Source organism: Enterobacter sp. SECR19-1250, from assembly GCF_013391025.1.
GTDB classification, from domain to species: domain Bacteria; phylum Pseudomonadota; class Gammaproteobacteria; order Enterobacterales; family Enterobacteriaceae; genus Enterobacter; species Enterobacter cloacae.
Genome location: NZ_JACASJ010000022.1, coordinates 16,760 through 43,348, shown reverse-complemented (window position 1 = coordinate 43,348; position 26,589 = coordinate 16,760). Strand labels below are relative to the sequence as shown.

General features: G+C 57.7%; 27 protein-coding genes and 1 riboswitch. Of the genes, 21 read left to right on the top strand and 6 right to left on the bottom strand.

The window, feature by feature from the left end; genetic code table 11:
* The first annotated feature begins 22 nt into the window (after positions 1–22).
* The 4 genes from HX884_RS08315 (at position 23) to modC (ending at position 2,874) form a co-directional block, all read left to right on the top strand.
* The gene (locus HX884_RS08315) at positions 23–172 is read left to right on the top strand and encodes an AcrZ family multidrug efflux pump-associated protein (RefSeq protein WP_013097516.1); all 150 of its coding nucleotides are present in this window, start codon (positions 23–25) and stop codon (positions 170–172) included.
* A gap of 178 nt (positions 173–350) precedes the next feature.
* Positions 351–1,127, top strand: coding sequence for a molybdate ABC transporter substrate-binding protein (gene modA, locus HX884_RS08310; RefSeq protein WP_038418921.1), 777 nt, complete (start codon positions 351–353; stop codon positions 1,125–1,127).
* Complete coding sequence (modB, locus tag HX884_RS08305; RefSeq protein ID WP_013097514.1) at positions 1,124–1,813, top strand: molybdate ABC transporter permease subunit; 690 nt, start codon at positions 1,124–1,126, stop codon at positions 1,811–1,813. Before modA ends, modB begins: the two co-directional genes overlap by 4 nt.
* A 2-nt stretch (positions 1,814–1,815) precedes the next feature.
* Positions 1,816–2,874 carry a molybdenum ABC transporter ATP-binding protein ModC gene (gene modC / locus HX884_RS08300; RefSeq protein ID WP_095439903.1) on the top strand — a complete coding sequence of 353 codons (1,059 nt, stop codon included), beginning with the start codon at positions 1,816–1,818 and terminating at the stop codon, positions 2,872–2,874.
* Here modC and HX884_RS08295 read toward each other — a convergent pair whose 3' ends face one another.
* Complete coding sequence (locus tag HX884_RS08295; protein WP_178327968.1) at positions 2,875–3,693, bottom strand: pyridoxal phosphatase; 819 nt, start codon at positions 3,691–3,693, stop codon at positions 2,875–2,877.
* A 140-nt stretch (positions 3,694–3,833) separates the two neighbouring features.
* On the opposite strand from HX884_RS08295, the gene pgl reads away from it, so the two are divergent.
* Positions 3,834–4,829, top strand: a complete 996-nt coding sequence (gene pgl, locus HX884_RS08290) for a 6-phosphogluconolactonase (protein ID WP_013097511.1) — start codon at positions 3,834–3,836, stop codon at positions 4,827–4,829.
* Positions 4,830–4,935: 106 nt separating this feature from the next.
* On the opposite strand, the gene HX884_RS08285 is transcribed toward pgl, so the two are convergent.
* On the bottom strand, positions 4,936–6,219 hold the full coding sequence (locus HX884_RS08285) for a putative acyl-CoA thioester hydrolase (protein ID WP_178327967.1): 1,284 nt from the start codon (positions 6,217–6,219) through the stop codon (positions 4,936–4,938).
* Positions 6,220–6,443: 224 nt separating this feature from the next.
* Here HX884_RS08285 and hutI point away from each other — a divergent pair, with 224 nt between their 5' ends.
* The 5 genes from hutI (at position 6,444) to hutH (ending at position 12,683) form a co-directional block, all read left to right on the top strand.
* On the top strand, positions 6,444–7,664 hold the full coding sequence (gene hutI, locus HX884_RS08280; RefSeq protein ID WP_029882493.1) for an imidazolonepropionase: 1,221 nt from the start codon (positions 6,444–6,446) through the stop codon (positions 7,662–7,664).
* Positions 7,661–8,596, top strand: a complete 936-nt coding sequence (gene hutG, locus HX884_RS08275; RefSeq protein ID WP_038986072.1) for a formimidoylglutamase — start codon at positions 7,661–7,663, stop codon at positions 8,594–8,596. The genes hutI and hutG overlap by 4 nt, the downstream gene beginning before the upstream one ends.
* A gap of 19 nt (positions 8,597–8,615) precedes the next feature.
* Positions 8,616–9,350, top strand: coding sequence for a histidine utilization repressor (locus HX884_RS08270; protein ID WP_161657402.1), 735 nt, complete (start codon positions 8,616–8,618; stop codon positions 9,348–9,350).
* Between the two features lie 127 nt (positions 9,351–9,477).
* Positions 9,478–11,166 (top strand): urocanate hydratase, encoded by a 1,689-nt coding sequence (hutU, locus tag HX884_RS08265; RefSeq protein ID WP_178327966.1) that lies wholly within the window; start codon positions 9,478–9,480, stop codon positions 11,164–11,166.
* Positions 11,163–12,683: a histidine ammonia-lyase gene (gene hutH / locus HX884_RS08260; protein ID WP_178327965.1), complete on the top strand. Its 1,521-nt coding sequence runs from the start codon at positions 11,163–11,165 to the stop codon at positions 12,681–12,683. The genes hutU and hutH overlap by 4 nt, the downstream gene beginning before the upstream one ends.
* A 105-nt stretch (positions 12,684–12,788) precedes the next feature.
* On the opposite strand, the gene HX884_RS08255 is transcribed toward hutH, so the two are convergent.
* Together HX884_RS08255 and bioA are read right to left on the bottom strand one after the other, a co-directional pair.
* Positions 12,789–13,265 (bottom strand): kinase inhibitor, encoded by a 477-nt coding sequence (locus HX884_RS08255; protein ID WP_013097504.1) that lies wholly within the window; start codon positions 13,263–13,265, stop codon positions 12,789–12,791.
* A gap of 48 nt (positions 13,266–13,313) precedes the next feature.
* Positions 13,314–14,621 (bottom strand): adenosylmethionine--8-amino-7-oxononanoate transaminase, encoded by a 1,308-nt coding sequence (bioA, locus tag HX884_RS08250; RefSeq protein ID WP_047024379.1) that lies wholly within the window; start codon positions 14,619–14,621, stop codon positions 13,314–13,316.
* Positions 14,622–14,689: 68 nt separating this feature from the next.
* Between bioA and bioB the strand changes: the two genes are divergently transcribed.
* Genes bioB through bioD form a run of 4 tightly spaced genes read left to right on the top strand, consistent with a single transcriptional unit; the run spans position 14,690 to position 18,317 of the window.
* On the top strand, positions 14,690–15,730 hold the full coding sequence (gene bioB, locus HX884_RS08245; protein ID WP_178327964.1) for a biotin synthase BioB: 1,041 nt from the start codon (positions 14,690–14,692) through the stop codon (positions 15,728–15,730).
* Positions 15,727–16,884: an 8-amino-7-oxononanoate synthase gene (bioF, locus tag HX884_RS08240; protein ID WP_178327963.1), complete on the top strand. Its 1,158-nt coding sequence runs from the start codon at positions 15,727–15,729 to the stop codon at positions 16,882–16,884. Before bioB ends, bioF begins: the two co-directional genes overlap by 4 nt.
* On the top strand, positions 16,868–17,623 hold the full coding sequence (bioC, locus tag HX884_RS08235; RefSeq protein ID WP_038986061.1) for a malonyl-ACP O-methyltransferase BioC: 756 nt from the start codon (positions 16,868–16,870) through the stop codon (positions 17,621–17,623). Before bioF ends, bioC begins: the two co-directional genes overlap by 17 nt.
* Positions 17,616–18,317, top strand: coding sequence for a dethiobiotin synthase (gene bioD, locus HX884_RS08230; RefSeq protein ID WP_178327962.1), 702 nt, complete (start codon positions 17,616–17,618; stop codon positions 18,315–18,317). The genes bioC and bioD overlap by 8 nt, the downstream gene beginning before the upstream one ends.
* Here the strand turns inward: bioD and HX884_RS08225 are convergent.
* Positions 18,280–19,002, bottom strand: coding sequence for an ABC transporter ATP-binding protein (locus tag HX884_RS08225; protein WP_178327961.1), 723 nt, complete (start codon positions 19,000–19,002; stop codon positions 18,280–18,282). The genes bioD and HX884_RS08225 overlap by 38 nt on opposite strands.
* A 751-nt stretch (positions 19,003–19,753) precedes the next feature.
* Here HX884_RS08225 and uvrB point away from each other — a divergent pair.
* Positions 19,754–21,769, top strand: a complete 2,016-nt coding sequence (gene uvrB, locus HX884_RS08220; RefSeq protein ID WP_178327960.1) for an excinuclease ABC subunit UvrB — start codon at positions 19,754–19,756, stop codon at positions 21,767–21,769.
* A gap of 74 nt (positions 21,770–21,843) precedes the next feature.
* Here the strand turns inward: uvrB and yvcK are convergent, their stop codons facing one another.
* Complete coding sequence (yvcK, locus tag HX884_RS08215) at positions 21,844–22,752, bottom strand: uridine diphosphate-N-acetylglucosamine-binding protein YvcK (RefSeq protein ID WP_178327959.1); 909 nt, start codon at positions 22,750–22,752, stop codon at positions 21,844–21,846.
* 226 nt (positions 22,753–22,978) lie between these two features.
* Positions 22,979–23,113: riboswitch (molybdenum cofactor riboswitch) on the top strand.
* Here yvcK and moaA point away from each other — a divergent pair.
* From moaA to HX884_RS08185, 6 genes are all read left to right on the top strand, one after another.
* The gene (moaA, locus tag HX884_RS08210) at positions 23,101–24,090 is read left to right on the top strand and encodes a GTP 3',8-cyclase MoaA (RefSeq protein ID WP_178327958.1); all 990 of its coding nucleotides are present in this window, start codon (positions 23,101–23,103) and stop codon (positions 24,088–24,090) included. Its footprint overlaps the riboswitch before it by 13 nt.
* A 24-nt stretch (positions 24,091–24,114) precedes the next feature.
* On the top strand, positions 24,115–24,627 hold the full coding sequence (gene moaB, locus HX884_RS08205; protein WP_013097493.1) for a molybdenum cofactor biosynthesis protein B: 513 nt from the start codon (positions 24,115–24,117) through the stop codon (positions 24,625–24,627).
* 3 nt (positions 24,628–24,630) lie between these two features.
* On the top strand, positions 24,631–25,116 hold the full coding sequence (moaC, locus tag HX884_RS08200) for a cyclic pyranopterin monophosphate synthase MoaC (RefSeq protein WP_013097492.1): 486 nt from the start codon (positions 24,631–24,633) through the stop codon (positions 25,114–25,116).
* Positions 25,109–25,354, top strand: coding sequence for a molybdopterin synthase sulfur carrier subunit (moaD, locus tag HX884_RS08195; RefSeq protein WP_038984997.1), 246 nt, complete (start codon positions 25,109–25,111; stop codon positions 25,352–25,354). Before moaC ends, moaD begins: the two co-directional genes overlap by 8 nt.
* Position 25,355: 1 nt before the next feature.
* Positions 25,356–25,808 carry a molybdopterin synthase catalytic subunit MoaE gene (gene moaE, locus HX884_RS08190; protein ID WP_013097490.1) on the top strand — a complete coding sequence of 151 codons (453 nt, stop codon included), beginning with the start codon at positions 25,356–25,358 and terminating at the stop codon, positions 25,806–25,808.
* Between the two features lie 58 nt (positions 25,809–25,866).
* Entirely contained in the window at positions 25,867–26,574 is a 708-nt protein-coding gene (locus HX884_RS08185) for a Bax inhibitor-1/YccA family protein (RefSeq protein ID WP_178327957.1), read from the top strand.
* The last annotated feature ends 15 nt before the right edge of the window (positions 26,575–26,589 follow it).

Genomic DNA, 26,589 nt, shown 5'->3' with positions numbered 1-26,589 from the left:
TCCACAATATCTGGAGAAAACCATGTTAGAGTTGTTGAAAAGTCTGGTATTCGCCGTGATCATGGTACCAGTAGTGATGGCCATCATCCTCGGTGCCATCTACGGCCTGGGTGAAGTGTTCAACGTCTTTTCGAACATTGGTCACAGAGACCGCGCTAAAAAGCAGCACTGATTCCCCACAAAACGCCCGGCTTGCCCGGGCGTTTTGCTCTCAAGTATTTTTCGTCATCGCCGATATGATTTAAAGCATCCGGTAATTGTACCTCTTGATCGGTACGATTTAACGCTGGGATATCTCCGGCGTTGTCGTTATATTATTGTGTATATAACGAAACTCACAGGAGCTACAGATGGCACGTACAGGGTTACGCTTTTTCGCAGGGGCAACGCTGGCACTTTCGCTGACCGGACACGCGCTGGCCGACGAAGGTAAAATTACGGTTTTTGCGGCGGCGTCGCTGACGAATGCGATGCAGGATATTGCTGCTGCGTATAAAAAAGAGAAGAACGTCGACGTCGTCTCCTCTTTCGCGTCTTCTTCTACACTGGCGCGCCAGATAGAAGCGGGGGCACCGGCCGATCTGTTCATCTCTGCCGATCAGAAATGGATGGATTACGCCGTTGATAAGAAAGCCGTGGATACGACAACCCGCGAAACGCTGCTGGGGAATAGCCTTGTCGTGGTCGCGCCAAAAGCCAGTCCGCAGGGTGACATCACCATCAACAAAGAGACTCACTGGACGCGTCTTCTGAACGGTGGCCGGCTGGCAGTGGGCGATCCGGACCATGTACCGGCTGGGATTTACGCGAAAGAGGCCCTGCAGAAACTGGGCGCGTGGCAGACACTGTCATCAGATCTGGCGCCGGCAGAAGACGTACGTGGTGCGCTGGCGCTGGTGGAGCGCAATGAGGCTCCGCTGGGCATTGTCTACGGCTCGGATGCCGTTGCCAGCAAGGGGGTCAAAGTGGTTGGCACGTTCCCGGAAGACGCCCACAAAAAAGTAGAATATCCTGTTGCGATTGTTGATGGACATAAAAATGCGACCGTGACGGCCTTCCAGGCGTACCTGAAGGGGCCGGAAGCGTCCGCAATCTTTAAACGTTATGGATTTACGACTCACGAATGATATTGACCGATCCTGAATGGCAGGCTGTACTGCTGAGCCTGAAAGTCTCTTCCCTGGCGGTTGCGCTAAGTTTGCCCTTTGGGATCTTTTTTGCCTGGTTGCTGGTGCGCTGTAAGTTTCCCGGCAAAGCGCTACTTGACAGCGTTCTCCATCTTCCGCTGGTATTGCCGCCCGTCGTGGTGGGATATCTGCTGCTGGTGTCCATGGGCCGACGCGGGTTTATCGGCCAATGGCTGTACGACTGGTTCGGGCTGACCTTTGCCTTTAGCTGGCGCGGTGCGGTGCTGGCCGCGGCGGTGATGTCATTTCCGCTGATGGTGAGGGCTATCCGCCTGGCGCTGGAAGGGGTGGATATCAAACTGGAACAGGCCGCCCGCACGCTGGGTGCCGGGCGCTGGCGCGTCTTTTTCACCATTACGCTACCGCTCACGCTGCCGGGCATTATTGTCGGTACGGTACTGGCCTTTGCCCGTTCGCTGGGTGAATTCGGTGCCACCATTACCTTTGTTTCGAACATCCCCGGTGAAACGCGGACGATCCCTTCGGCCATGTATACGCTGATACAGACGCCAGGTGGCGAAGGTGCTGCGGCGCGTCTGTGCGTTATCTCAATTGTGCTGGCGCTGATATCGCTGCTGGTCTCTGAATGGCTGGCGCGACTCAGCCGCGAGCGGATGGGGAAATAGTTATGCTGGAACTCCATTTCACCCAGACGCTGGGAAACCACACCCTTACACTGGACGAGACGCTGCCTGCCACCGGCATCACCGCCATCTTTGGGGTCTCCGGCGCCGGGAAAACCTCGCTCATTAATGCGATCGGTGGCCTGACACGCCCGCAGGCAGGGCGCATTGTGCTGAACGATCGCGTCCTGAATGACGTTGAAAACAAGATTTACCTGACGCCGGATAAACGGCGTATTGGCTATGTGTTTCAGGATGCGCGGTTATTCCCGCACTACAGCGTGCGCGGGAATCTGCGTTATGGCATGGCCAAAAGCATGGCCGCGCAGTTTGACAAGCTGGTGACGCTGCTGGGCATTGAGCCACTGCTTGACCGGTTGCCTTCCTCGCTCTCCGGCGGTGAGAAACAGCGAGTGGCGATAGGGCGCGCGTTGCTCACCGCCCCCGAACTCCTGCTGCTTGATGAGCCGCTGGCCTCGCTGGATATTCCGCGTAAACGTGAACTCCTGCCGTATCTCCAGCGCCTGGCGCGTGAAATCAAGATCCCGATGCTGTACGTCAGCCACTCCCTGGATGAAATTCTGCATCTGGCGGATAACGTACTGGTGCTGGAAAACGGCAGCGTAAAGGCGTTTGGCAATCTTGAAGAGGTCTGGGGCAGTAGCGTCATGCACCCGTGGCTGCCCCGGGAGCAGCAGAGCAGTATCCTGAAGGTGAGCGTGCTGGAGCACCATCCGCATTACGCGATGACCGCCCTGGCGTTGGGCGACCAGCACCTGTGGGTGAATAAAATCGACAAGCCCCTGCAGTCGGCGCTGCGTATTCGTATTCAGGCGTCGGATGTCTCTCTGGTTTTACAGCCTCCGCTGCAGACCAGTATCCGAAATATCCTGCGCGCGAAGGTCGCCGAGTGTTTTGATGATAACGGTCAGGTAGAGGTGCAGCTTGAGGTGGGGAGCAGGACGCTCTGGGCACGGATCAGTCCGTGGGCCAGGGATGAGTTAGGGATCAAACCTGGCCTGTGGCTTTACGCGCAAATCAAGAGCGTCTCCATTACCACCTGATTACAGCAGGTGGGTATAAATATACTGCGCGATGCTGTCGGTGGTGTTATCGCCAATCACCACGTTAGCGCGCGCTTTCACCGCGTCATCGGCATTGCCCATTGCCACGCCCGTTCCGGCGGATTCCAGCATGCTGATGTCGTTGTAGTTATCGCCAAAGGCGATCACATCCTGCATTGACCACCCCTGAGACTCCACGAACTGCGTCAGGCGTTTACCTTTGCTGTTGCCTTTACGGGCAATATCCACCTGGTCATGCCAGGACCATTCGCACTCCAGACCCAGCGCCTGTTCAACGTGTTTCGCGAAGGTATTCAGTTTGCTGGTATCTTCATCGGTTAACGCGAATTTCCAGATAGCCTCAACATCCTGAGCCGCCTGGCGCAGGGAAGAGACCTGGGTAAAGACCGGACGCTGCGCTTCTGGCAGTGACTGAGCCCAGTTGGTGGTGCGGATAACGTGGCCGGTCGGGCGCTCATAGACCATCGCATTATCGACATACATCAGGCCGTGGATCGCATGTTCATCCAGCAGATCAATTAACTGCAATGCCTGGGGAACCGGCAGCGGGTCGGATTCTAAAACCTTTTTTGCTTGATAATCATACAAATAAGTGCCATTACAACAAATTGCAGGTGTATCTAACGCCAGTGCCTGATAAAAAGGGTGAATGGCAACGTGATGTCGACCCGTTACGATAAGGAGTTGATATCCCACTTCCTGCGCGCGTTTAAGCGCTTGAAGGGAGGAGGGGAGAAGGGTTTTTTGCGGCGTCAGTAAGGTACCGTCTAAATCCAGAGCAATCACACGCGAGGTCATTTGTTTTTCCGGGTTAATATTGAATTTACGATCTGATGGGATGGTACACCGAGAGGCGAACGCGTCAAAATTCCCGTCGACAATTCAGCATTCACCGTCAAAAGTTACCTACTTTCATGCGCAGTGAGGAGTGAATATTCATGAAACAAACCGTTTATACCGCCAGTCCTGAAAGCCAGCAGATCCACGTCTGGCGTTTAAATGCCGAGGGGACCCTCACGCTGGTGCAGGTTGTTGATGTGCCTGGTCAGGTACAACCAATGGCGATCAGCCCGGATAAACGTTTCTTGTACGTGGGTGTGCGCCCGGAGTTTCGCGTGCTGGCCTACCGCATCTCTCCGGATGACGGCGCGCTGACTTACACTGCGGAAGCGCCATTGCCGGGTAGCCCAACTCACATCTCAACCGATCGCCAGGGCAACTTTGTTTTCAGCGGCTCCTATAACGCGGGCTGTGTCAGCGTGACGCGTCTGGAAGAGGGCATTCCGGTCGAAACCGTGGATGTGGTGGAAGGGCTGGAAGGCTGCCACTCGGCGAACATCTCTCCGGATAACCGCACGCTGTGGGTACCGGCGCTGAAGCAGGATCGTATCTGCCTGTTTACCCTGAGCGACGATGGTCACCTGGTGGCGCAGAATCCGGCTGAAGTGACCACCGTAGAGGGGGCAGGCCCGCGTCATATGGTCTTCCATCCAAACCAGCAGTACGCCTACGTGGTCAACGAGCTGAACAGTTCAGTGGACGTCTGGGAACTGAAAGATCCTAACGGGCAGATTGAGTGCGTGCAGACGCTGGATATGATGCCGTCTGACTTCTCGGATACCCGCTGGGCGGCGGATATTCACATTACGCCGGATGGTCGCCATCTCTACGCCTGTGACCGTACTTCCAGCCTGATCACCATCTTTAGCGTCTCGGAAGACGGCAGCGTGCTGGCAGTAGAAGGCTTCCAGCCGACGGAAACGCAGCCGCGTGGCTTTAATATCGATCACAGCGGTAAATACCTGATTGCAGCGGGGCAGAAGTCTCACCACATCGCCCTGTACGAAATCAAAGGCGAGCAGGGCTTGCTGGAAGAGAAAGGGCGCTATGCGGTAGGCCAGGGGCCAATGTGGGTAGTGGTAAACGCTCACTAAGCGGCTTAAAACAAAAAACCTCGCGAACGCGAGGTTTTTTTATGCCCGGTGGTACTGCAGTAACGGACAGGCCGGGTAAGGCGAAGCCGCCACCCGGCAAAACAGATTACTGCTTCGGCTCAGCAACCACTTTGCTACCCAGACCGCGGTTGTTGTATTCCCACATGCGGTTGAAGTTAGCGTCGTTCAGGTTACGCTGCACGTTTCCTTTATCGTCCACGGAACCGGTATTGCCGGAGAATGGACGTTTGGAGATGGCGGCGTCAGCCCATGGTTTTGCCACGTTGAAACCTTCGTTGATAACGCTGTCGCGGATCACAACCTGACCGTTGGTTGCAGAGTCCACGTCCAGGGAGCGACCCAGCTGCGCCACGCCGTCACCGGAGGCGTTGAAGCGGCTGTTGACGGCGAGGAAACCGTAGAACAGATTAGACTGTGTCGCTGGCGCAAAGACATAACCTTCCTGCTGGGTACGTGAGTTCACGACGCGGAAATCGGTGTTATCAAATACCACCGCGCCACGACCGGAGACCATATCCACATCACCTTCGATGTAGCTGTTGGTCACCAGCGTACGGGTCAGACGGTTATTCTGCAGGGTGTTCTGTACGCCGCTGTTGGTCACGAAGAAGGTGTTCTGACGACCCAGAATATTCACGTTGTTGATCTGCACTTTGTCGCCATCGCTACGCAGCGCCACGGCCTGGTGGTTACCCGCATCAACGCTGTCGCCCAGGGTGTTCTGAATGGTCAGGTTTTGCAGTTGCAGACCGTTGTTCTGAGACCAGACGACCGCAGAACACATCACGCCAATGGTAGCTGCACGCTTGCTCTGGCAGTTATCAAACATATACCAGGCCGGTTTGCCCGGCATGTATTTACCCGCCGGGTTGACCAGGTGACGCCAGGTGGTGCTGTCAATCTCGGAATCAATCGCCAGACCAATTTTAACGTCGATGGCTTTTTCGCCCAGACCGTAAAGGGTGATGCTGCCCGGTGCTGCCGGAATGTAAACGGTACCTTCATATTCACCTGGCATGATCGCGATGTACTGGCGAGATGCGCTGTGTTTGGTGATGGCAGCGTCAACCGCAGCCTGAATAGAGGTATGCGTCACGCCCTGCGCCCCTGCCGGACCCACAACAAAGTTTGGCTGCTTCGGCAGGTTAGTAGAAGACGGCGTCCACGGCGCAGCGTTTGGATCCATCGCGGAGAAGTAGTGCGCGCGATCGAAGTTTTTCGCTTCATCAGCGGACAAAATCGGACGGGACGCGGTGCCTGGCGCGACCTGCTCAGAAGGTCGCTGATCCGGTGGCGTTGAACTGCATGCGGATAATGTCACGCCAAAGGCGAGTGCCAACGCCAGACGGGAAATCCTGGAAATGTTCAAGGTGAAGCTCCTGGGTATGCAAGTCTTAAACGAGATAGACGAAATAGCCTGCTTTTTTATACTAAGTTGAGCGAAACGGGAAGATAAAAAGGGGAAAAGTTGCATTTTTCGCCCGCAGGGGGCGGGAAAGTCGTCACAAATAAATAACATTTTCATAAAGGCGGTTGACAGCAGCCAGCAGATGAAAATAAATGTCTATACAACCCATGACAAGTGAAAGGCTTATGCTGCAACTTCATCCCGACGATGTGATATGGCGAAATGCGCGACTGGCGACAATGGTTCCTGGTGAAGAATCTTATGGCCTGCAAGCGCATCATGCCCTTGTGGTGCGCGGTCAAACCCTTCTGGCCGTCATTCCTGAAGCAGACCTCCCTTCCGGGCATGATAAATGCGTCGATCTCGGTGGACGCCTGGTCACGCCGGGTCTTATCGACTGCCATACCCACCTGGTGTTTGGCGGCAATCGCGCGGCGGAGTGGGAGCAGCGTCTCAACGGTGTCTCCTATCAGACCATCAGCGCACAGGGGGGCGGAATTAACGCCACCGTCTCGGCAACCCGCGACAGTTCGCCGGAAAATTTGCTTACACTGGCGCAGCAGCGGCTGGAGCGGTTAATGAATGAAGGGGTGACCACCCTGGAAATCAAATCCGGCTACGGTCTTAACGCCGCGGCTGAAGAAAAAATGCTGCAGGTCGCACGCCAGCTCAGCCTGAGTAATCCGGTTGAGATCAGCCCAACCCTGCTGGCGGCACATGCGGTTCCGGCGGAATACCGCCACGATCCAGACGCGTACCTCACACTGGTGTGCGAGCAGATCATGCCCGAACTGTGGCAAAAAGGGCTGTTCGAAGCGGTGGATGTTTTTTGTGAAAACGTCGGCTTCACGCCAGCACAAACCGAGCGGCTTTTCCTGGCCGCCCGCGCACGGGGTATTCCGGTGAAAGGGCACGTGGAGCAACTTTCTAACCTGGGCGGTGCGGCGCTGGTCAGCCGATTTAAAGGGTTATCTGCCGATCATATCGAATACCTGGATGAGAAGGGTGTTCAGGCCATGGCGCAAAGCGGCACGGTTGCGGTACTGCTGCCCGGCGCGTTCTATTTTCTTCAGGAGCGTCAGCGTCCACCGGTTGAACAGCTCCGGGCGCAGGGCGTACCGATGGCGGTCGCCACGGATTACAACCCCGGCACCAGCCCGTTCGCGAGCATTCATCTGGCCATGAACATGGCCTGCGTACAGTTTGGCCTGACGCCTGAAGAGGCCTGGGCTGGCGTCACGCGGCACGCCGCGCAGGCGCTGGGGCGTGGAACAACGCACGGGCAGTTAAAGGCCGGTTTTATGGCTGATTTTATCGTCTGGGATGCAGACCATCCGGTAGAAATGGTTTACGAGCCGGGACGCAATCCGCTGTATCAACGCATTTTCCGGGGGGAGGCAGTATGAGTTGGCAGCCCGTTGCAGAGACCGTCTGGCAGGGGCGCGACGACAGCGCCGAGGCCAGCAACGCAAAACGTATTTTTCAGACCATACGCCAGCCGTCGCAATTTACCCCGGTTTCATCCGCGATTGCGCTGATAGGCTTTGCCTGTGATGAAGGAGTAAGGCGTAATCAGGGCAGGCAGGGGGCGGCGCAGGCTCCCGACGTGCTGCGTAAGGCGCTGGCGAACATGGCAACGCATTCCGGCCACGAACGGCTGGTGGACATGGGGTCGGTTTATGTTGAGGATGACCAACTGGAAGAGGGCCAACAGGCACTGAGCGATGCCGTGGTCACCTGTCAGCAGGCTGGCATGCGTACGCTGGTGTTGGGCGGCGGACACGAGACCGCCTGGGCCCACGGCCGTGGTATTCTTGAGGCGTTCCCGAATGAGCGCGTGGCGGTCATCAACCTGGATGCGCATCTTGATTTGCGCAAGGCCGAACGGGCCACCTCCGGCACCCCGTTTCGTCAGCTGGCGAACTACTGTGCTGACCACGCGCGGGAATTTCAGTACGCCTGTTTTGGCGTCAGCCGCGCGGCGAACACCCAGGCGCTGTTTGACGAGGCTGAACGGCTTAACGCCACGCTGGTGGACGATCTGCATTTCCACCGGGATGCGCTACCAGCGCTGGAACAGGTGCTGGCGCAGGCCGATCGTGTTTACCTCACCATTGATCTGGACGTTCTGCCCGCAGCCGAGATGCCCGCCGTGTCAGCCCCCGCGGCGTTAGGCGTGCCTGCGCGGGATCTCCTGCCCGCGATCGAACGCATTTGCCGTAGCGGAAAACTGCAGGCCGCCGATCTGGTAGAATTTAACCCTCACTACGATCGGGACGGACAGGGGGCGAAGCTTGCCGCCCGTCTGGCCTGGCAAATTGCTCACTGGTGGGCATAACAATATTTAAGGAGTCACGATGTTCTCACGCTCACCTCAGCCGCCGTCCGGCTCTCCCGCGCCTTTCTATGAAAAGGTGAAGCAGATGATCAGCGAAAAAATCGCCACCGGCGTCTGGCGGCCGCATGACCGCATTCCCTCTGAAGCCGATCTGGTGGCGCAGTTTGGTTTTAGCCGGATGACCATCAACCGGGCGTTACGCGAGCTAACCGACGAAGGCCTGCTGGTGCGTCTGCAGGGGGTCGGGACGTTTGTGGCGGAGCCGAAAGGACAATCGGCGCTGTTTGAAATCCGCAGCATTGCGGACGAGATAGCGTCGCGAAACCATCAGCACCACTGCGAAGTGCTGGTGCTTGAAGAGACGCAGGCCAGCGCCGAGCAGGCTGCGGTACTGAACGTCAAGGAGGGAACCCGGATCTTCCATTCCGTAATGGTGCATTTCGAAAATGACGTGCCGGTGCAGATTGAGGATCGCTGCGTTAACGCCGAACGGATACCGGACTATCTGGATCAGGATTACACTCAAACCACGCCACATGCCTTTCTCTCGCTTGTCGCACCGCTGACGGAAGGGGAGCATATTGTGGAAGCGGTGCGCGCGACGCCGCAGGAGTGCGAGCTGCTGCGTATCAAAGAGCACGATCCCTGCCTGCTGATCCGCCGCCGCACCTGGTCATCCGCGCAGATTGTGTCGCATGCAAGACTGCTGTTCCCCGGTAGCCGCTATCGGTTGCAGGGCCACTTTATGTCATAAGTTTTAAAAGCGTGATAGCTAACGCAATATAACAAAATTGTATCTTTTTTGTTAAATCTGACCTTGTGTGTGCTTGTCTATACAAGTATATCTAAATGCATCATCTGTCCCGTATGAGGAGCACACAATGTCGTCAGGTAAATACCGTCAGCAGGATGTCCGCGCCGCGCGCGGCACCACCCTTACCGCCAAAAGCTGGCTCACCGAAGCACCACTGCGCATGTTGATGAACAACCTTGATCCTGAGGTTGCGGAAAACCCCCACGAGCTGGTGGTGTACGGCGGCATTGGCCGCGCCGCGCGCAACTGGGAATGCTATGACGCCATTGTTAAGGCCCTGACCGAACTGGAACACGACGAAACCCTGCTGGTGCAATCCGGCAAGCCGGTCGGCGTGTTTAAAACCCACAAAAACGCGCCGCGCGTTTTGATTGCCAACTCTAACCTGGTCCCACACTGGGCGACCTGGGAACACTTTAACGAACTGGATGCCAAAGGGCTGGCGATGTATGGCCAGATGACCGCGGGTAGCTGGATCTACATTGGCAGCCAGGGGATTGTGCAGGGCACCTATGAAACCTTCGTCGAAGCCGGTCGTCAGCACTACAACGGCTCGCTGAAAGGCCGCTGGGTACTGACCGCGGGTCTGGGTGGCATGGGCGGTGCACAGCCGCTGGCCGCGACGCTGGCTGGCGCCTGCTCGCTGAACATTGAGTGCCAGCAGAGCCGCATCGATTTCCGTCTGCGTACCCGCTATGTTGACGAACAGGCCGACAGCCTCGATGACGCGCTGGCGCGTATCAAAAAATACACCGCGGAAGGTAAAGCGGTATCGATAGCGTTGTGCGGCAACGCGGCAGAGATCCTGCCGGAACTCGTGGCCCGTGGCGTTCGCCCTGACCTCGTCACCGACCAGACCAGCGCCCACGATCCGCTGCACGGCTATCTGCCAAAAGGCTGGACGTGGGAAGCCTACCAGCAAAAAGCCGAAACCGATCCTGAAGGCACGGTACTGGCCGCTAAGCGTTCGATGGCAGAACACGTCTCCGCCATGCTGGCGTTCAGCGAGATGGGCATTCCGACCTTCGATTACGGCAACAACATCCGCCAGATGGCAAAAGAGATGGGCGTCAGCAACGCCTTTGATTTTCCGGGATTTGTCCCAGCCTATATTCGTCCGTTGTTCTGTCGCGGTACCGGTCCGTTCCGCTGGGTGGCCCTGTCCGGCGACCCGGAAGATATCTACAAAACCGATGCCAAAGTGAAGGAAATTGTCGCGGACGATGAACACCTGCACCACTGGCTGGATATGGCCCGCGAGCGCATTAACTTCCAGGGCTTGCCGGCGCGTATCTGCTGGGTTGGGCTGGCGTGGCGGCAAAAGCTGGGTCTGGCTTTTAACGAAATGGTGCGCAGCGGCGAAGTGTCAGCCCCGATTGTGATTGGTCGCGACCATCTGGATTCTGGCTCCGTCGCCAGCCCGAACCGTGAAACCGAAGCCATGCGCGACGGCTCAGACGCGGTCTCCGACTGGCCGCTGCTGAATGCCTTACTCAACACCGCCAGCGGCGCGACCTGGGTATCGCTGCACCACGGTGGCGGCGTGGGGATGGGCTTCTCCCAGCATTCCGGGATGGTTATCGTCTGTGACGGAACGGATGAAGCCGCCGCGCGTATCGCACGCGTGCTGCACAACGACCCGGCAACCGGCGTGATGCGTCACGCAGATGCGGGTTACGAGATTGCTATTGAATGTGCCACAGAGCAGGGACTTAACCTGCCGATGATCCCTGCCACACAAGGAAAGCATGAATGAACGCGTTAACACTCACTCCCGGCTCGCTCACGCTCAAACAGCTGCGTCACGTCTGGCGTCAGCCGGTCACGCTCTCGCTGGATGAATGCGCCCATGCCGCCATTAACGACAGCGTGGCCTGCGTTGAAGCCATTATTGCCGAGGGGCGTACCGCCTACGGTATCAACACCGGTTTTGGTTTGCTGGCGCAGACACGCATTGCCACGCACGATCTGGAAAATCTCCAGCGTTCGCTGGTGCTTTCCCATGCCGCAGGCGTTGGCCAGCCGCTGGACGACGAGATTGTCCGTCTGATGATGGTGCTCAAAATTAACAGTCTGGCGCGCGGCTTTTCCGGCATTCGTCTGAGCGTGATCCAGGCCCTGATAGCGCTGGTGAACGCGGAAGTCTATCCGTGGATCCCCGCCAAAGGCTCCGTTGGCGCCTCCGGCGATCTCGCCCCGCTGGCGCATATGTCGCTGCTGTTGTTGGGGGAAGGTCAGGCGCGCTGGCAGGGAGAGTGGCTCCCGGCAAAAGAGGCGCTGAAAAAGGCCGGATTAGCGCCAATCACCCTTGCGGCAAAAGAGGGGCTGGCGCTGCTTAACGGCACGCAGGCCTCCACGGCCTTTGCGCTGCGCGGTCTGTTTGAAGCCGAAGATCTGTTCGCCTCGGCCGTGGTGTGCGGTGCGCTGACCACGGAGGCGGTGCTGGGCTCGCGTCGTCCGTTTGACGCGCGTATTCATGACGTACGTGGCCAGCGCGGGCAAATTGACGCTTCCGCGATGTATCGCCATCTGCTGACGGAGACCAGTGAGATTGCTGATTCGCACCATAACTGTGACAAGGTACAGGATCCGTACTCGCTGCGCTGTCAGCCGCAGGTGATGGGCGCGTGTCTGACGCAGCTGCGCCAGGCCGCAGAAGTGCTGCTGGTGGAAGCCAACGCGGTGTCCGATAACCCGCTGGTGTTCGCCCAGGAAAACGAGGTGGTCTCCGGTGGTAACTTCCACGCCGAGCCCGTGGCGATGGCGGCGGATAACATCGCGCTGGCGATTGCCGAAGTGGGCGCCTTGTCCGAGCGGCGAATTGCGCTGATGATGGATAAGCATATGTCCCAGCTGCCACCGTTCCTGGTGCGCAACGGCGGGGTGAATTCAGGCTTTATGATTGCCCAGGTGACGGCCGCAGCGCTGGCGAGCGAAAACAAAGCGCTGTCGCATCCGCACAGCGTGGACAGCCTGCCAACCTCTGCCAACCAGGAAGACCACGTCTCAATGGCTCCGGCAGCCGGACGTCGTCTGTGGGAGATGGCCGCCAATACCCGTGGCATGCTGGCAGTGGAATGGCTGGCGGCGTGTCAGGGGATCGATCTGCGTGAAGGGCTGAAGTCCAGCCCGCTGCTGGAGCAGGCACGTCATGCGCTGCGTGAGCACGTATCGCATTACGATGATGACCGCTTCTTTGCGCCGGATATTGATAAGGCGATGCAGCTTCTGGAAGAGGGGCGTCTGGTGGGGTTGTTGCCGCCGGTGTTGTGATTTTTTCCCCCTCACCCTAACCCTCTCCCCAAAGGGGCGAGGGGACTTGAACACCCTCTCCCCTTTGGGGAGAGGGCTGGGGTGAGGGGTCATCAGCCCGCACAATTACGAATACATCGCCGTAATCGACGCGCTCTCCAGCGAATGGAAATGCACATTAAACCCTACCATCGCGCCGCTCGCCCCTTCGTCGACCTCAATCTTCTCTACATCCAGCGCGTGAACCGTGAAGATATAGCGGTGCGTTTCTCCTTTTGGCGGCGCTGCGCCACCGTAACCGGCTTTCCCAAAATCGGTGCGCGTCTGAATGGCGCCTTCCGGCAGGGCGACCAGGTCGGAGCCGGAACCCTGCGGCAGAACGCGCGTATCGGCGGGCAGGTTGGCCACAACCCAGTGCCACCAGCCGGAGCCGGTCGGCGCATCCGGGTCGTAGCAGGTGACCACAAAGCTTTTGGTGCCCGCCGGCACATCGTCCCATGCCAGATGCGGAGAGATATTATCTCCCTGATACCCCATCCCGTTGAAGACGTGGCGTTCAGGCAGTTTTTCGCCGTCGCGCAGATCTTTACTGATGATTTTCATACGGTTTGCCCTCGTTATTCACTCGTTCAGGAAGTGTAACGCATAGGGTCAAATCGTGAAATGCGCCGGAATGTTAACGGCTTCAACCACCGCGGCGGTTAACGTGCGTAGCTGTTCAGCCGTGATGATATACGGTGGCATCAGGTAGATAAGCTTGCCGAAAGGCCGCACCCAGACACCCCGCTCTACAAAGAAGCGCTGCAATGCCGCCATATTCACCGGATGGGTGGTCTCAATCACGCCGATGGCACCCAGCACGCGCACGTCCGCCACGAAATTCGCCCCCGAGGCGGCACTGAGCTCTTCTTTCAGTTGCGCCTCAATCGCCGCAACCTGCGTTTGCCACTCGCCGTTTTGCAGGATCGCGAGACTTTCGTTTGCCACCGCGCAGGCCAGCGGATTGCCCATAAAGGTAGGGCCATGCATAAAGCAGCCCGCTTCGCCGTCGCTGATGGTGTCGGCCACCTGGCGGGTAGTGAGGGTGGCTGAGAGTGTCATGGTGCCGCCGGTCAGCGCTTTCCCCAGGCACAGGATATCCGGTGTGATATCCGCATGTTCGCAGGCAAACAGCTTACCCGTGCGGCCAAATCCGGTGGCGATCTCATCGGCAATCAGCAGGATGCCCTCGCGGTCACACATTTTACGAATGCGTTTTAACCACTCGGGATGGTACATGCGCATCCCACCAGCACCCTGAACAATAGGTTCGAGGATCACGGCGGCAATCTCATGGCGGTGGGCAGCCATCAGCCGCGCAAAGCCGACCATGTCCATTTCATTCCACTCGCCGTCGAAACGGCTCTGCGGGGCCGGGGCAAACAGGTTTTCCGGCAGGTACCCCTTCCACAGGCTGTGCATGGAGTTATCCGGATCGCACACCGACATCGCGCCAAAGGTATCGCCGTGGTAGCCGTTGCGGAAGGTCAGGAATCGCTGACGGGATTCCCCCCTGGCATGCCAGTACTGCAGCGCCATTTTCATCGCCACTTCCACCGCCACCGAGCCGGAGTCGGCAAGGAACACGCACTCCAGCGCATCGGGCGTCATCGCCACCAGACGACGGCAGAGATCAACCGCCGGTTGATGGGTAATGCCGCCAAACATCACGTGCGACATCTGCTCAATCTGCGCTTTCATCGCGGCATTCAGACGCGGGTGGTTGTACCCGTGAATGGCCGCCCACCAGGATGACATACCGTCAACAAGCGGCTCGCCGCTGGCAAGGTGCAGTTCGCAGCCGTGGGCCGAGGCCACCGGGTAGACCGGAAGCGGGCGGGTCATGGAGGTGTAAGGGTGCCAGATATGCTGCTGGTCGAAGGCGAGATCGTCCTGGGTCATAATCGACTTGTAAACCATTTTGAAAAGTTTTAGGTTTACGAGTATAAACCGAACCGAAAATTAACAAAACCCTTTGGAGAAGCCCCATGGCTCACCACGCACGCTGGACGATGTCGCAAGTCACTGAATTATTCAATAAACCTTTCCTGGAGCTGATGTTCGCAGCCCAACAGGTGCATCGTCAGCACTTCGATCCGCGCCATGTTCAGGTCAGTACGCTGCTGTCGATCAAGACCGGTGCCTGCCCGGAAGATTGCAAATATTGCCCGCAGAGCGCGCGCTATAAAACCGGGCTGGAATCCGAACGTCTGATGGAAGTGGAGCAGGTGCTAGACTCCGCGCGTAAGGCGAAAAACGCCGGCTCTACCCGTTTCTGCATGGGGGCGGCATGGAAAAACCCGCACGATCGCGACATGCCGTACCTGGAGCAGATGGTAAAAGGGGTCAAAGAGATGGGGCTGGAAGCCTGTATGACCCTCGGCACGCTGAACGAAGAGCAGGCGCAGCGCCTGTCTGCTGCAGGGCTGGATTATTACAACCACAACCTCGACACCTCGCCAGAGTTTTACGGCAACATCATCACCACCCGTACCTATCAGGAGCGTCTGGATACGCTGGACAAAGTGCGCGAAGCGGGCATCAAAGTGTGCTCGGGCGGGATTGTGGGGCTGGGTGAAACGGTGAAAGATCGCGCCGGTCTGCTGCTGCAACTGGCGAACCTACCGACCCCGCCGGAAAGCGTGCCAATCAACATGCTGGTGAAGGTCAAAGGCACGCCGCTGGCGGATAACGAGGATGTCGATGCGTTTGATTTTATCCGCACCATCGCGGTCGCGCGCATCATGATGCCAACCTCATACGTCCGCCTTTCTGCCGGTCGCGAACAGATGAACGAGCAGACGCAGGCGATGTGCTTTATGGCTGGCGCTAACTCCATCTTCTACGGCTGCAAGCTGCTGACCACGCCGAACCCGGAAGAGGACAAAGACGTCCAGCTGTTCCGCAAGCTGGGGCTGAACCCGCATCAGACCGAGGTGCTGGCGGGAGATAACGAGCAACAGCAGCAGCTGGAGCAGCAGATTTTCAACACCGATACCGAACAGTTCTACAACGCGGCATCCGTATGACCTGGCAGGCTCGTATTCAATCCGCGCTAGAAGAGCGCCGGGCGCGGGACGCTTTTCGCGTTCGCAGGGTAGTGGAAAACGGTGCAGGCCGTTTTCTGACCCACGCCCGGCGGCAGTACTGTAATTTTTCCAGCAATGATTATCTCGGCCTGAGCCAGCATCCGACGATTGTTCGCGCCTGGCAGCAGGGGGCGGAACACTACGGCGTGGGCAGCGGTGGTTCGGGGCACGTCAGCGGCTATACAACAGCGCATCAGGGGCTGGAAGAGACGCTTGCCGACTGGCTGGGCTATCCACGCGCGCTGCTGTTCATCTCCGGCTTTGCCGCCAATCAGGCGGTGATTGCCGCGCTGATGGGCAAGGACGATCGTATCGCCGCGGACCGCTTAAGCCACGCCTCTTTGCTGGAGGCGGCGAGTCTCAGCCCGGCACAGCTGCGGCGCTTTGCCCACAACGATGCGCTTTCGCTCGCCACGCTGCTGGATAAACCCTGTGCCGGACAACAGCTGGTTGTGACGGAAGGGGTGTTTAGCATGGATGGCGACAGCGCGCCGCTTCGTGCGCTGTCTGACGTTGCGAAACAGCAAAACGCCTGGCTGCTGGTGGATGATGCCCACGGTATTGGCGTGATGGGTGAGGACGGTCGCGGTAGCGCCAGTCAGCAAGGCGTGAAGCCGGAACTGCTGATCGTCACCTTTGGCAAAGGCGTTGGCGTGAGCGGGGCCGCCGTGCTGTGCAGCGAGTCCGTCGCCGATTATCTGTTGCAGTTCGCCCGACATCTGATTTACAGCACCAGTATGCCGCCTGCGCAGGCGGTGGCGCTCTCTGCCTCGCTGGAGGTGATCCGCGGTGAAGAGGGGGCTGAACGGCGCGCGCGTCTGGCAGAACATATTCAGCGTTTCCGTCAGGGTCTGGATCGGCTTCCTTTCCAAAGCACCGATTCGCAGAGCGCCATCCAGCCCGTTATCGTGGGGGAAAACAGCCGCGCGCTCGCGCTGGCACAGACGCTGCGCGAACGGGGAATGTGGGTCACGGCCATCCGTCCGCCCACCGTGCCGCCGGGTACGGCGCGTCTGCGTTTGACGCTGACGGCGGCGCACAAAGCGGAAGATATCGATGCGCTGCTGGAGGCTCTCCATGTCGCCAGTCAATAAACAGGCCATTGCGGCGGCGTTTGGCCGGGCTGCACGCAGTTATTCGCAGCATGATGAGCTTCAGCGTCAGAGCGCTCAGGGGCTGCTTGAGCTACTCGGTGCGCGTCGTTTCCGGTACGTACTGGATGCCGGATGCGGCCCCGGCGGCAACAGCCGCTACTGGCGCGACGCCGGAAGCCACGTCACCGCACTCGATCTCTCTGAGCAGATGCTGGACGAGGCGCGACAGCAACAGGCGGCTGACCGCTATCTGACTGGCGATATTGAGTCGCTTCCGCTGCCGGATGCGCAGTTCGATCTGGTGTGGAGTCACCTGGCGGTACAGTGGTGCAGTAGCCTTTCGCAGGCGTTAAACGAGCTGTATCGCGTGGCGCGTCCGGGCGGAAAGGTGGCCTTTACCACCTTGCTGGAAAGCTCGCTGCCCGAGCTGAATCAGGCATGGAAAGCGGTAGACGAACAGCCGCACGCCAACCGCTTTTTAGCGTATGAACAGGTGACGGACGCGCTGACGGGCTGGCGCTTTCGCAGCCAGGTGCAGACCATCACGCTGAACTTTAGTGATGCGTTCAGCGCCATGCGCTCGCTGAAGGGCATTGGCGCTACGCATCTGCATGCCGGGCGCGAGAGAAAACCGCTCACGCGCGGGCAATTGCAGCGCCTGGAGCTGGCCTGGCCGCAGCGGCGGGGCACTTTCCCGCTCTCTTATCAACTCTTTCATGGGATTATCGAACGTGACTGAACGTTATTTTGTCACCGGAACGGATACCGAAGTGGGTAAAACGGTGGCCAGTTCCGCGCTGTTGCAGGCGGCTCGTCTGCAGGGCAAAACCACCGCCGGGTACAAGCCCGTCGCCTCCGGAAGTGAGATGACGGCACAGGGGTTACGCAATACCGACGCGCTGGCGCTGCAGCGTAACAGCACGCTGCCGCTGGACTATGCGGCGGTGAATCCCTATACCTTTGCCGAGCCGACGTCGCCGCACATTATCAGCGCCGACGAAGGTCGCCCCATCGCGTTTTCCGTGCTCTCGGACGGCCTGAGCGCACTGGAACGCCAGGCTGACTGGGTACTGGTGGAAGGCGCAGGGGGGTGGTTTACGCCGCTGTCGGACGAACTGACGTTTGCGGACTGGGTCCAGCGCGAGCAGCTTCCGGTGATCCTCGTGGTCGGGGTGAAGCTCGGCTGTATCAACCACGCCATGTTAACGGCACAGGCTATTCAGCAGGCCGGGCTGCGTCTGGCGGGCTGGATAGCCAACGACGTGGTCGCACCCGGTAAGCGTCATCAGGAGTATCTGGCCACGCTCAGGCGAGTGCTTCCCGCGCCGTTCCTTGGGGAGATCCCATGGCTTGCGGACGGTGCTGAGCACGCCGACACCGGACATTATCTCGACCTCAGTGCCTTGCTTCCCGCGACATCCAGTGGGCAATAAGCTCGTCATCCAGCTCGGTAACGTGGCCCTGGGCCACGTTACGCCCGCGATACAGCATACAGAAGCGATCCACTACCCGGCGGATAAACGACAGTTGCTGCTCGGCTAATAACACCGTCATCCCCAGCTCACGATTAAGCCTCGCCAGCAGATGGCCCAGCTTCTGAGCAAAGCTGTACCCTGCGCCCTGCAGCGGCTCATCCAGAATCAATACCCGCGGTCGGTTGACCAGCGCGTTAGCCAGCGCCAGCTGATACTGATCGTCCGGGGAGAGCCCGTTCGCCCGAATCTGTCGCAGCGCCCACAGCTGCGGGAACAGGTCATAGACATCGCTTTTTGCACGCGTGTCCGTTGCCCCTGTCGCCCGCATGGCGATGTGCAAGTTTTCCTCAATGGTCAGTTGCGAAAAAATCCGTCGGTCCTGTGGCACGTAGCCAATCCCCGGCAGCACGCGTTGATCCGGTGCCTGACGCAGTAAATCACAAGGCGGGGCACCGGCTTCGTGCCAGACGATGGTTCCGCTCTGCACCGGTAACGCGCCGGTGATGCAGTTGATGAGGGTGGTTTTTCCCATGCCGGGCAGACCAATCACCCCTGTGCATAAGCCCTGCGGTAAATCCAAATCGACATTCCATAGCGTATGTTGGTTTCCGTAAAACTGATTGACTGCACGCAGACTCAACATCTTTCTCTCCTTAAAAATGTATGTGGGTGAGGCTCGTTAATGAAGCTGCAAATCTCCTGCCAGAACCGTTGAACTGATTAAAAAAGAGGCTTTTTTAGGATAATGCCGTCGCAAAACGACCGATCGATAAGCGGATTGCACTGTCTCAGTGCCAGAACTGTTAGCGGTGGTGCAGGGACTGAAATTGCTGAATTGTGAGCAAGATCTCATTGGTTGGTTATGAATAACGCAACGGTTGATTGGCAAAAATTAGCGATAAAAATTTTTTGTCACCGCCTCGTGGGAAAAACCGGGAATTTGCTGAGCGGCAGTCTGTATGGGCTGGACGCAGTTATCCACTATTCCTGTGGATAACCATGTGCATTAGAGTTAGAAAACACGCGATAAGCGAGAGAAGACGCGGGTTACGCCCAAATTGACGCGAAACGCGGCTCTGGAAAATATCCTTTAAGATTTAACTGGTTAGATAAAATCAATTGCCGTCATAAAAGTGTCACCGGTTGCCATAAAACTACCATTACCTGGCTTGACAAATGTTAAAAATGAAAATGTTCTGGGGATAACCGGGTAGGGCTGGTGTTTTATGTCGTCTCAGTCGAAATTTTGACCGGGAATACGCTAGTCCTTCGGGTGCTATGCTAAATATCGTGACACGCTACTGGTTTTACATCCAGTGTTTTTTACTGGCATTCCTGGCCACAACGAGTAAAATTACTCACCTGCCGCTTTTTACATCACCAGGTTGTCGCCCATGAGTAAACCGTTCAAACTGAATTCTGCTTTCCGTCCTTCTGGCGACCAGCCTGAGGCGATCCGTCGTCTTGAAGAGGGGCTGGAAGATGGGCTGGCACACCAGACGCTGCTGGGGGTGACCGGTTCGGGTAAAACCTTCACCATCGCCAACGTCATTGCGGATCTGCAACGCCCCACCATGGTGCTGGCGCCCAACAAAACGCTGGCGGCGCAGCTGTATGGCGAGATGAAAGAGTTCTTCCCGGAGAATGCCGTCGAGTATTTCGTCTCGTATTACGATTACTACCAGCCAGAAGCCTACGTGCCGAGCTCTGACACCTTCATCGAGAAAGATGCCTCGGTGAACGAACACATTGAGCAGATGCGTCTCTCGGCGACGAAGGCGCTGCTGGAACGTCGTGATGTGGTGGTGGTCGCATCGGTGTCTGCCATCTACGGTCTGGGCGACCCGGATCTCTACCTCAAGATGATGCTGCACCTGACGCAGGGGATGATCATCGATCAGCGTGCGATTTTGCGCCGACTGGCAGAGTTGCAGTACACCCGTAACGACCAGGCGTTCCAGCGCGGTACGTTCCGCGTGCGCGGCGAGGTTATCGACATCTTCCCGGCGGAATCGGACGACATTGCCCTGCGCGTTGAGCTGTTTGACGAAGAGGTGGAACGCCTGTCGCTGTTCGACCCGCTCACCGGCCACGTCGAGTCCGTTATTCAGCGTTACACCATCTACCCGAAAACGCACTACGTAACGCCACGCGAGCGTATTGTGCAGGCGATGGAAGAGATCAAAGAGGAGCTGGCGGAACGCCGTAAGGTGCTGCTGGCGAACAATAAACTGCTGGAAGAGCAACGCCTGAGCCAGCGTACCCAGTTCGATCTGGAGATGATGAACGAGCTGGGCTACTGCTCCGGCATCGAAAACTACTCCCGTTTCCTCTCTGGCCGTGGGCCGGGCGAGCCGCCGCCGACGTTGTTTGACTACCTTCCGGCGGACGGGTTACTGGTGATCGACGAATCCCACGTCACGATCCCGCAGATCGGCGGGATGTATCGCGGTGACCGCGCGCGTAAAGAGACGCTGGTTGAGTACGGCTTCCGTCTGCCGTCGGCGCTGGACAACCGTCCGATGAAGTTTGAAGAGTTTGAAGCGCTGGCACCGCAAACCATTTACGTTTCGGCGACGCCGGGCAACTACGAGCTGGAGAAATCGGGCGATGAGGTGGTTGACCAGGTGGTTCGTCCGACAGGGCTGCTGGATCCGGTGATCGAAGTCCGTCCGGTTGCGACTCAGGTGGACGATCTGCTCTCCGAGATCCGCGCCCGTTCGGCAATCAACGAGCGCGTGCTGGTCACCACGTTTACCAAACGTATGGCGGAAGACCTGACCGAATATCTGGAAGAACACGGCGAGAAGGTGCGTTATCTGCACTCGGATATCGATACCGTGGAGCGTATGGAAATTATCCGCGACCTGCGTCTGGGCGAGTTTGACGTGCTGGTGGGGATCAACCTGTTGCGAGAGGGTCTGGATATGCCGGAAGTCTCGCTGGTGGCAATCCTCGATGCTGACAAAGAGGGCTTCCTGCGTTCTGAGCGCTCGCTGATCCAGACCATTGGCCGCGCCGCGCGTAACGTCAACGGTAAAGCGATTCTCTACGGCGATAAAATCACCCCGTCGATGGCGAAAGCGATTGGCGAAACGGAACGCCGTCGCGAGAAACAGCAGCGCTACAACGAAGAGCATGGCATTACGCCGCAGGGTCTGAACAAGAAGGTGGTGGATATTCTGGCCCTGGGTCAGAACATTGCGAAGACCAAAGCGAAAGGACGCGGCAAGGCGCGTTCCGTGGTGGAGGAAGATACCGTCGCGCTGACGCCGAAAGCGCTGCAGCAGAAAATCCACGAGCTGGAAGCGCAGATGATGCAGCATGCCCAGAACCTGGAGTTCGAAGAGGCAGCGCAAATTCGCGACCAGCTGCATCAGCTGCGGGATCTTTTCATCGCCGCATCTTAGGTAAAGCAGCGTGTTTTCGCCCTCTCCCTGTGAGAGAGGGCCAGGATGAGGGCATCAGGCCGCACAAAACGAGCCTAACCCAACTCCTGAATCGCCTTCTCCAGCGCCTCACGCAACAAGTGACGGTCATGACGGTATTTGATATCGCTGGCCTCCAGCGGCTCCTGCACCACCACGCGATCGCAAATGCCCGTCACATCCACTTTCGGCCCGACCACAACACCGTCGATGATTTTTTTACCGACGTACTGCTCCATCAGCTCCAGTTTATCCGCCAGCGACAGGCTGGCCGCTGCCGGACTCAATTCGCGGCCTAAATTACCGATGTACACCATCGGGGCGGGCGTTCTGCGCAGGGCCTGCGCCAGCTCTTTCACCAGTAAAATCGGCATCAGGCTGGTGTAAAAACTGCCCGGGCCAATCAGGATCAAATCCGCCTCGGCGATGGCCTCAACCGCTTCGCGCGTGGCGGGAACGGCCGGGTAAGTCATCAGCTCTTTCGGCGGCAGCGTAAGCTGATCAATATTCACTTCGCCGTACACTTCATGGCCTTCCACGTCGATGGCCATTAAATCGACCGGTTGTTCAGACATCGGGATTAGGAACGCATCCACTTTGAGCAGATTGCGGATGAGATTGATCGCTTCCAGCGGGCGCACGCTCAGGTGATCCAGCGCTTTAAGCATCAAATTTCCAAGGTTATGCCCGGAAAGTTCCCCGTTACCGCCAAAACGGTACTCAAACATCGCCGAGGCGACGCTCGGTTCGGTAATTAACTGGTTCAGGCAGTTACGCATATCGCCCCAGGCAATGCCGCCTTCTGCGCGTCGGATCCGCCCCGTCGATCCGCCGTTATCCGTTGTTGTTACTATCCCTGTCAGTCTTGAGCCAAGGGATGACAAAGAGGACATCACCCGGCCCAGACCATGGCCTCCACCCAGTGCCACCACCCGGTCAAGATCCGCAAAAGTGCGATTGCGCATACCTATTCCTTATCACGTTCTATCTGCGTAACAGTAACCTAACTACCCCTAAAAGACGATGCCTCAGCCAGGGCAAAATGACGTATATCAATGCGAATCTGCTGTTTTGGCGTATTCTGTAACGAAAATGCACGATCAGGTCGCTATATACATTTTTATATAGCGTTAAGCGGTAATGGCGAAAGGGTGATTTACGCGCTACTATCGCCATAACCACGTTTTCAAATTTGAAAACATACACTCTAGCCCTGGTGCCTGTGTCGAAAGATATGGCGCCCTGGCCGTGGCAACTATGCCACCAGGGTACAGAAAGAAATGACTGTGCCTCCCGTATCTGGAAAGGTGTACATGGCTTCACAACTTACTGATGCTTTCGCGCGTAAGTTTTACTACTTACGTCTGTCGATTACCGATGTGTGCAACTTCCGTTGCACCTACTGTCTGCCCGACGGCTACAAACCGGGCAGTGTCACCAATAACGGCTTTCTCTCCGTGGATGAAGTTCGCCGCGTTACGCGCGCGTTCTCGGCACTCGGCACGGAAAAAGTGCGTCTGACCGGCGGAGAACCTTCGCTGCGCCGTGACTTCCCCGACATTATTGCCGCCGTGCGTGAAAACGAACGCATCCGTCAGATTGCGGTGACCACCAATGGCTACCGCATGGCGCGCGATGTCGCAACCTGGCGTGATGCGGGCTTAACGGCCATTAACGTCAGCGTGGACAGCCTGGATGCCCGTCAGTTTCATGCCATTACTGGGCAGGATAAATTCCAGCAGGTGATGGACGGTATTGATGCCGCGTTTATCGCCGGGTTCGATAAGGTCAAAGTCAACACCGTACTGATGCGTGATGTAAACCATCATCAGCTGGACACCTTCCTGGCGTGGATCAAATCCCGCCCCATTCAACTGCGGTTTATTGAACTCATGGAGACGGGCGAGGGCAGCGAGCTGTTCCGCCGCCACCATATCTCCGGCATGGTGTTGCGCGATGAGCTGCTTAAACGCGGTTGGATCCACCAGATCCGCCAGCGCAGCGACGGCCCGGCGCAGGTCTTTTGTCACCCGGATTACGAAGGGGAGATTGGACTTATCATGCCTTACGAGAAAGATTTCTGCGCCAGCTGTAACCGCCTGCGCGTCTCCTCGGTGGGCAAACTGCATCTGTGTCTGTTCGGGGATGGCGGCGTTAACCTTCGCGATCTGCTGGAAGACGATGCGCAACAGACCGCGCTGGAAGCGCGTATTTCTGAGGCGCTGACGCATAAAAAACAGACCCACTTCCTGCATCAGGGCAACACCGGCATTACTCAGAACCTGTCATACATTGGCGGGTAATCAGGCTTAAGAAGGAACCAGAAGATGAGTCAGGTCAGCGCGGAATTTATCCCGACACGTATTGCCATCCTTACCGTTTCCGACCGTCGTGGCGAAGAGGATGACACCTCCGGCCACTGGCTGCGCGAAGCCGCCCATGACGCCGGGCATAAGATCGTCGATAAAGCGATCGTCAAAGAGAACCGCTATGCCATACGCGCGCAGGTCTCCCAGTGGATTGCCAGCGATGAAGTGCAGGTGGTGTTGATCACCGGCGGCACCGGTTTTACCGCAGGCGACCAGGCGCCAGAGGCGCTTATCCCGCTGTTTGACCGCGAGGTAGAAGGCTTCGGCGAAGTGTTCCGCATGCTGTCGTTTGAAGAGATTGGTACCTCGACGCTGCAGTCACGTGCGGTGGCGGGCATGGCGAACAACACACTGATATTCGCCATGCCGGGCTCGACCAAAGCCTGCCGCACCGCGTGGGACAACATTATCGCCCCGCAGCTGGATGCCCGTACCCGTCCGTGTAATTTTCATCCCCATTTAAAGAAATAAGCTATGTCGCAACTGACCCACATTAATGCCGCTGGCGAAGCGCATATGGTGGACGTTTCTGCCAAGGCCGAAACGGTCCGCGAGGCGCGTGCCGAAGCGTTCGTTACCATGCTGCCAGACACCCTGGCGATGATTATCGACGGCAGCCACCATAAGGGTGATGTCTTTGCCACTGCCCGCATCGCCGGGATCCAGGCGGCGAAACGCACCTGGGACTTAATTCCGCTCTGCCACCCGCTGATGCTCAGCAAGGTGGAGGTCAATCTTCAGGCCCAGCCAGAGCACAACCGCGTGCGCATCGAATCGCTGTGTCGTTTAACCGGTAAAACGGGCGTGGAGATGGAAGCGCTGACGGCGGCGTCCGTTGCCGCGCTGACCATCTACGATATGTGCAAAGCGGTGCAGAAAGATATGGTGATTGGCCCGGTTCGTCTGCTGGCGAAAAGCGGCGGCAAATCCGGTGATTTTAAGGTGGACAGCCATGATTAAGGTGCTCTTTTTTGCCCAGGTGCGTGAACTGGTGAATACCGACAGCCTGACGCTGGAAGCGACGTTTAAAGACGTTGCCGCACTGCGTGCGCATCTGGCGGCGCAAAGCGACCGTTGGGCGCTGGCGCTGGATGAAGGGAAGCTGCTGGCCGCCGTCAACCAGACGCTGGTGGAGTTTACCCATCCGCTGGAGGCAGGTGATGAAGTGGCCTTCTTCCCACCGGTGACGGGGGGTTAAGATGGCTGATACGCGAATTCTGGTTAGCCCTGAGCGCTTTAACGTCGGTACGGAATATCACTGGCTGGCAGAGCGCGATGAAGACGGTGCTGTTGTGACCTTCACCGGTAAAGTGCGTAACCATAACCTTGGCGACAGCGTAAAAGCGCTGACGCTGGAACACTATCCGGGCATGACCGAGAAATCTCTGGCTGCGATCGTCGAAGAGGCGCGAGGCCGCTGGCCGCTCGGGCGTGTGACGGTTATCCACCGCATCGGTGAGATGTGGCCGGGCGAGGAGATCGTTTTCGTGGGGGTGACCAGCGCCCATCGCGGCAGCGCGTTTGCCGCCGGGGAGTTCATCATGGATTACCTGAAAACCAAAGCCCCGTTCTGGAAACGTGAAGCGACGCCGGAGGGGGAGCGGTGGGTTGAATCGCGCGACAGCGACAAACAGGCCGCCAGCCGTTGGTAACAGGTTTATGTGGATGTGTTAGTCTTAACGTGTGTGTCTACTTAATCAGGAGTGAATCATGGACCGATTTCCGCGTTCCGATTCGATAGTACAGCAGACCCGTAGTGGCCTGCAGACGTATATGGCTCAGGTTTATGGCTGGATGACGGTGGGCTTACTGCTTACCGCATTTATCGCGTGGTATGCGGCCAATACCCCTGAACTGATGATGTTTATCTTTTCCAGCAAAATCACCTTCTTTGGGCTGATCATTGCGCAACTGGCACTGGTGTTTGTGCTCTCCGGTCTGGTACAGAAGCTGAGTGCCGGGATGGCGACCACCCTGTTTATGCACTATTCGGCACTGACGGGGCTGACGCTTTCCAGCATTTTCATCGTTTATACCTACTCTTCTATTGCCGGCACCTTTGTGGTCACCGGCGGGATGTTTGGTGTGATGAGCCTGTACGGTTACACCACCAAACGTGACCTCAGCGGTCTTGGCAACATGCTGTTCATGGGGCTGATCGGGATTGTGCTGGCGTCGCTGGTAAACCTGTGGCTGAAGAGCGACGCGCTGATGTGGGCGGTGACCTATATCGGGGTGGTGATTTTCGTTGGCTTAACCGCCTACGACACCCAGAAGCTGAAAAACATCGGCGAGCAGATTGACGTGCGTGACAGTTCCAACCTGCGTAAATACTCGATTCTGGGTGCCCTGACGCTGTATCTGGACTTCATCAACCTGTTCCTGATGCTGCTGCGTATTTTCGGCAACCGTCGTTAAATACTGCCCCTCACC

What these genes read in the sequence shown, in the direction of transcription:
- HX884_RS08315 (WP_013097516.1), top strand. Translation starts at nt 23, where the DNA reads ATGTTAGAGTTGTTGAAAAGTCTGGTATTCGCCGTGATCATGGTACCA.
- modA (WP_038418921.1), top strand. Translation starts at nt 351, where the DNA reads ATGGCACGTACAGGGTTACGCTTTTTCGCAGGGGCAACGCTGGCACTT.
- modB (WP_013097514.1), top strand. Translation starts at nt 1,124, where the DNA reads ATGATATTGACCGATCCTGAATGGCAGGCTGTACTGCTGAGCCTGAAA.
- modC (WP_095439903.1), top strand. Translation starts at nt 1,816, where the DNA reads ATGCTGGAACTCCATTTCACCCAGACGCTGGGAAACCACACCCTTACA.
- HX884_RS08295 (WP_178327968.1), bottom strand. Translation starts at nt 3,693, where the DNA reads ATGACCTCGCGTGTGATTGCTCTGGATTTAGACGGTACCTTACTGACG.
- pgl (WP_013097511.1), top strand. Translation starts at nt 3,834, where the DNA reads ATGAAACAAACCGTTTATACCGCCAGTCCTGAAAGCCAGCAGATCCAC.
- hutI (WP_029882493.1), top strand. Translation starts at nt 6,444, where the DNA reads ATGCTGCAACTTCATCCCGACGATGTGATATGGCGAAATGCGCGACTG.
- hutG (WP_038986072.1), top strand. Translation starts at nt 7,661, where the DNA reads ATGAGTTGGCAGCCCGTTGCAGAGACCGTCTGGCAGGGGCGCGACGAC.
- HX884_RS08270 (WP_161657402.1), top strand. Translation starts at nt 8,616, where the DNA reads ATGTTCTCACGCTCACCTCAGCCGCCGTCCGGCTCTCCCGCGCCTTTC.
- hutU (WP_178327966.1), top strand. Translation starts at nt 9,478, where the DNA reads ATGTCGTCAGGTAAATACCGTCAGCAGGATGTCCGCGCCGCGCGCGGC.
- hutH (WP_178327965.1), top strand. Translation starts at nt 11,163, where the DNA reads ATGAACGCGTTAACACTCACTCCCGGCTCGCTCACGCTCAAACAGCTG.
- HX884_RS08255 (WP_013097504.1), bottom strand. Translation starts at nt 13,265, where the DNA reads ATGAAAATCATCAGTAAAGATCTGCGCGACGGCGAAAAACTGCCTGAA.
- bioA (WP_047024379.1), bottom strand. Translation starts at nt 14,621, where the DNA reads ATGGTTTACAAGTCGATTATGACCCAGGACGATCTCGCCTTCGACCAG.
- bioB (WP_178327964.1), top strand. Translation starts at nt 14,690, where the DNA reads ATGGCTCACCACGCACGCTGGACGATGTCGCAAGTCACTGAATTATTC.
- bioF (WP_178327963.1), top strand. Translation starts at nt 15,727, where the DNA reads ATGACCTGGCAGGCTCGTATTCAATCCGCGCTAGAAGAGCGCCGGGCG.
- bioC (WP_038986061.1), top strand. Translation starts at nt 16,868, where the DNA reads ATGTCGCCAGTCAATAAACAGGCCATTGCGGCGGCGTTTGGCCGGGCT.
- HX884_RS08225 (WP_178327961.1), bottom strand. Translation starts at nt 19,002, where the DNA reads ATGTTGAGTCTGCGTGCAGTCAATCAGTTTTACGGAAACCAACATACG.
- uvrB (WP_178327960.1), top strand. Translation starts at nt 19,754, where the DNA reads ATGAGTAAACCGTTCAAACTGAATTCTGCTTTCCGTCCTTCTGGCGAC.
- yvcK (WP_178327959.1), bottom strand. Translation starts at nt 22,752, where the DNA reads ATGCGCAATCGCACTTTTGCGGATCTTGACCGGGTGGTGGCACTGGGT.
- moaA (WP_178327958.1), top strand. Translation starts at nt 23,101, where the DNA reads ATGGCTTCACAACTTACTGATGCTTTCGCGCGTAAGTTTTACTACTTA.
- moaB (WP_013097493.1), top strand. Translation starts at nt 24,115, where the DNA reads ATGAGTCAGGTCAGCGCGGAATTTATCCCGACACGTATTGCCATCCTT.
- moaC (WP_013097492.1), top strand. Translation starts at nt 24,631, where the DNA reads ATGTCGCAACTGACCCACATTAATGCCGCTGGCGAAGCGCATATGGTG.
- moaD (WP_038984997.1), top strand. Translation starts at nt 25,109, where the DNA reads ATGATTAAGGTGCTCTTTTTTGCCCAGGTGCGTGAACTGGTGAATACC.
- moaE (WP_013097490.1), top strand. Translation starts at nt 25,356, where the DNA reads ATGGCTGATACGCGAATTCTGGTTAGCCCTGAGCGCTTTAACGTCGGT.
- HX884_RS08185 (WP_178327957.1), top strand. Translation starts at nt 25,867, where the DNA reads ATGGACCGATTTCCGCGTTCCGATTCGATAGTACAGCAGACCCGTAGT.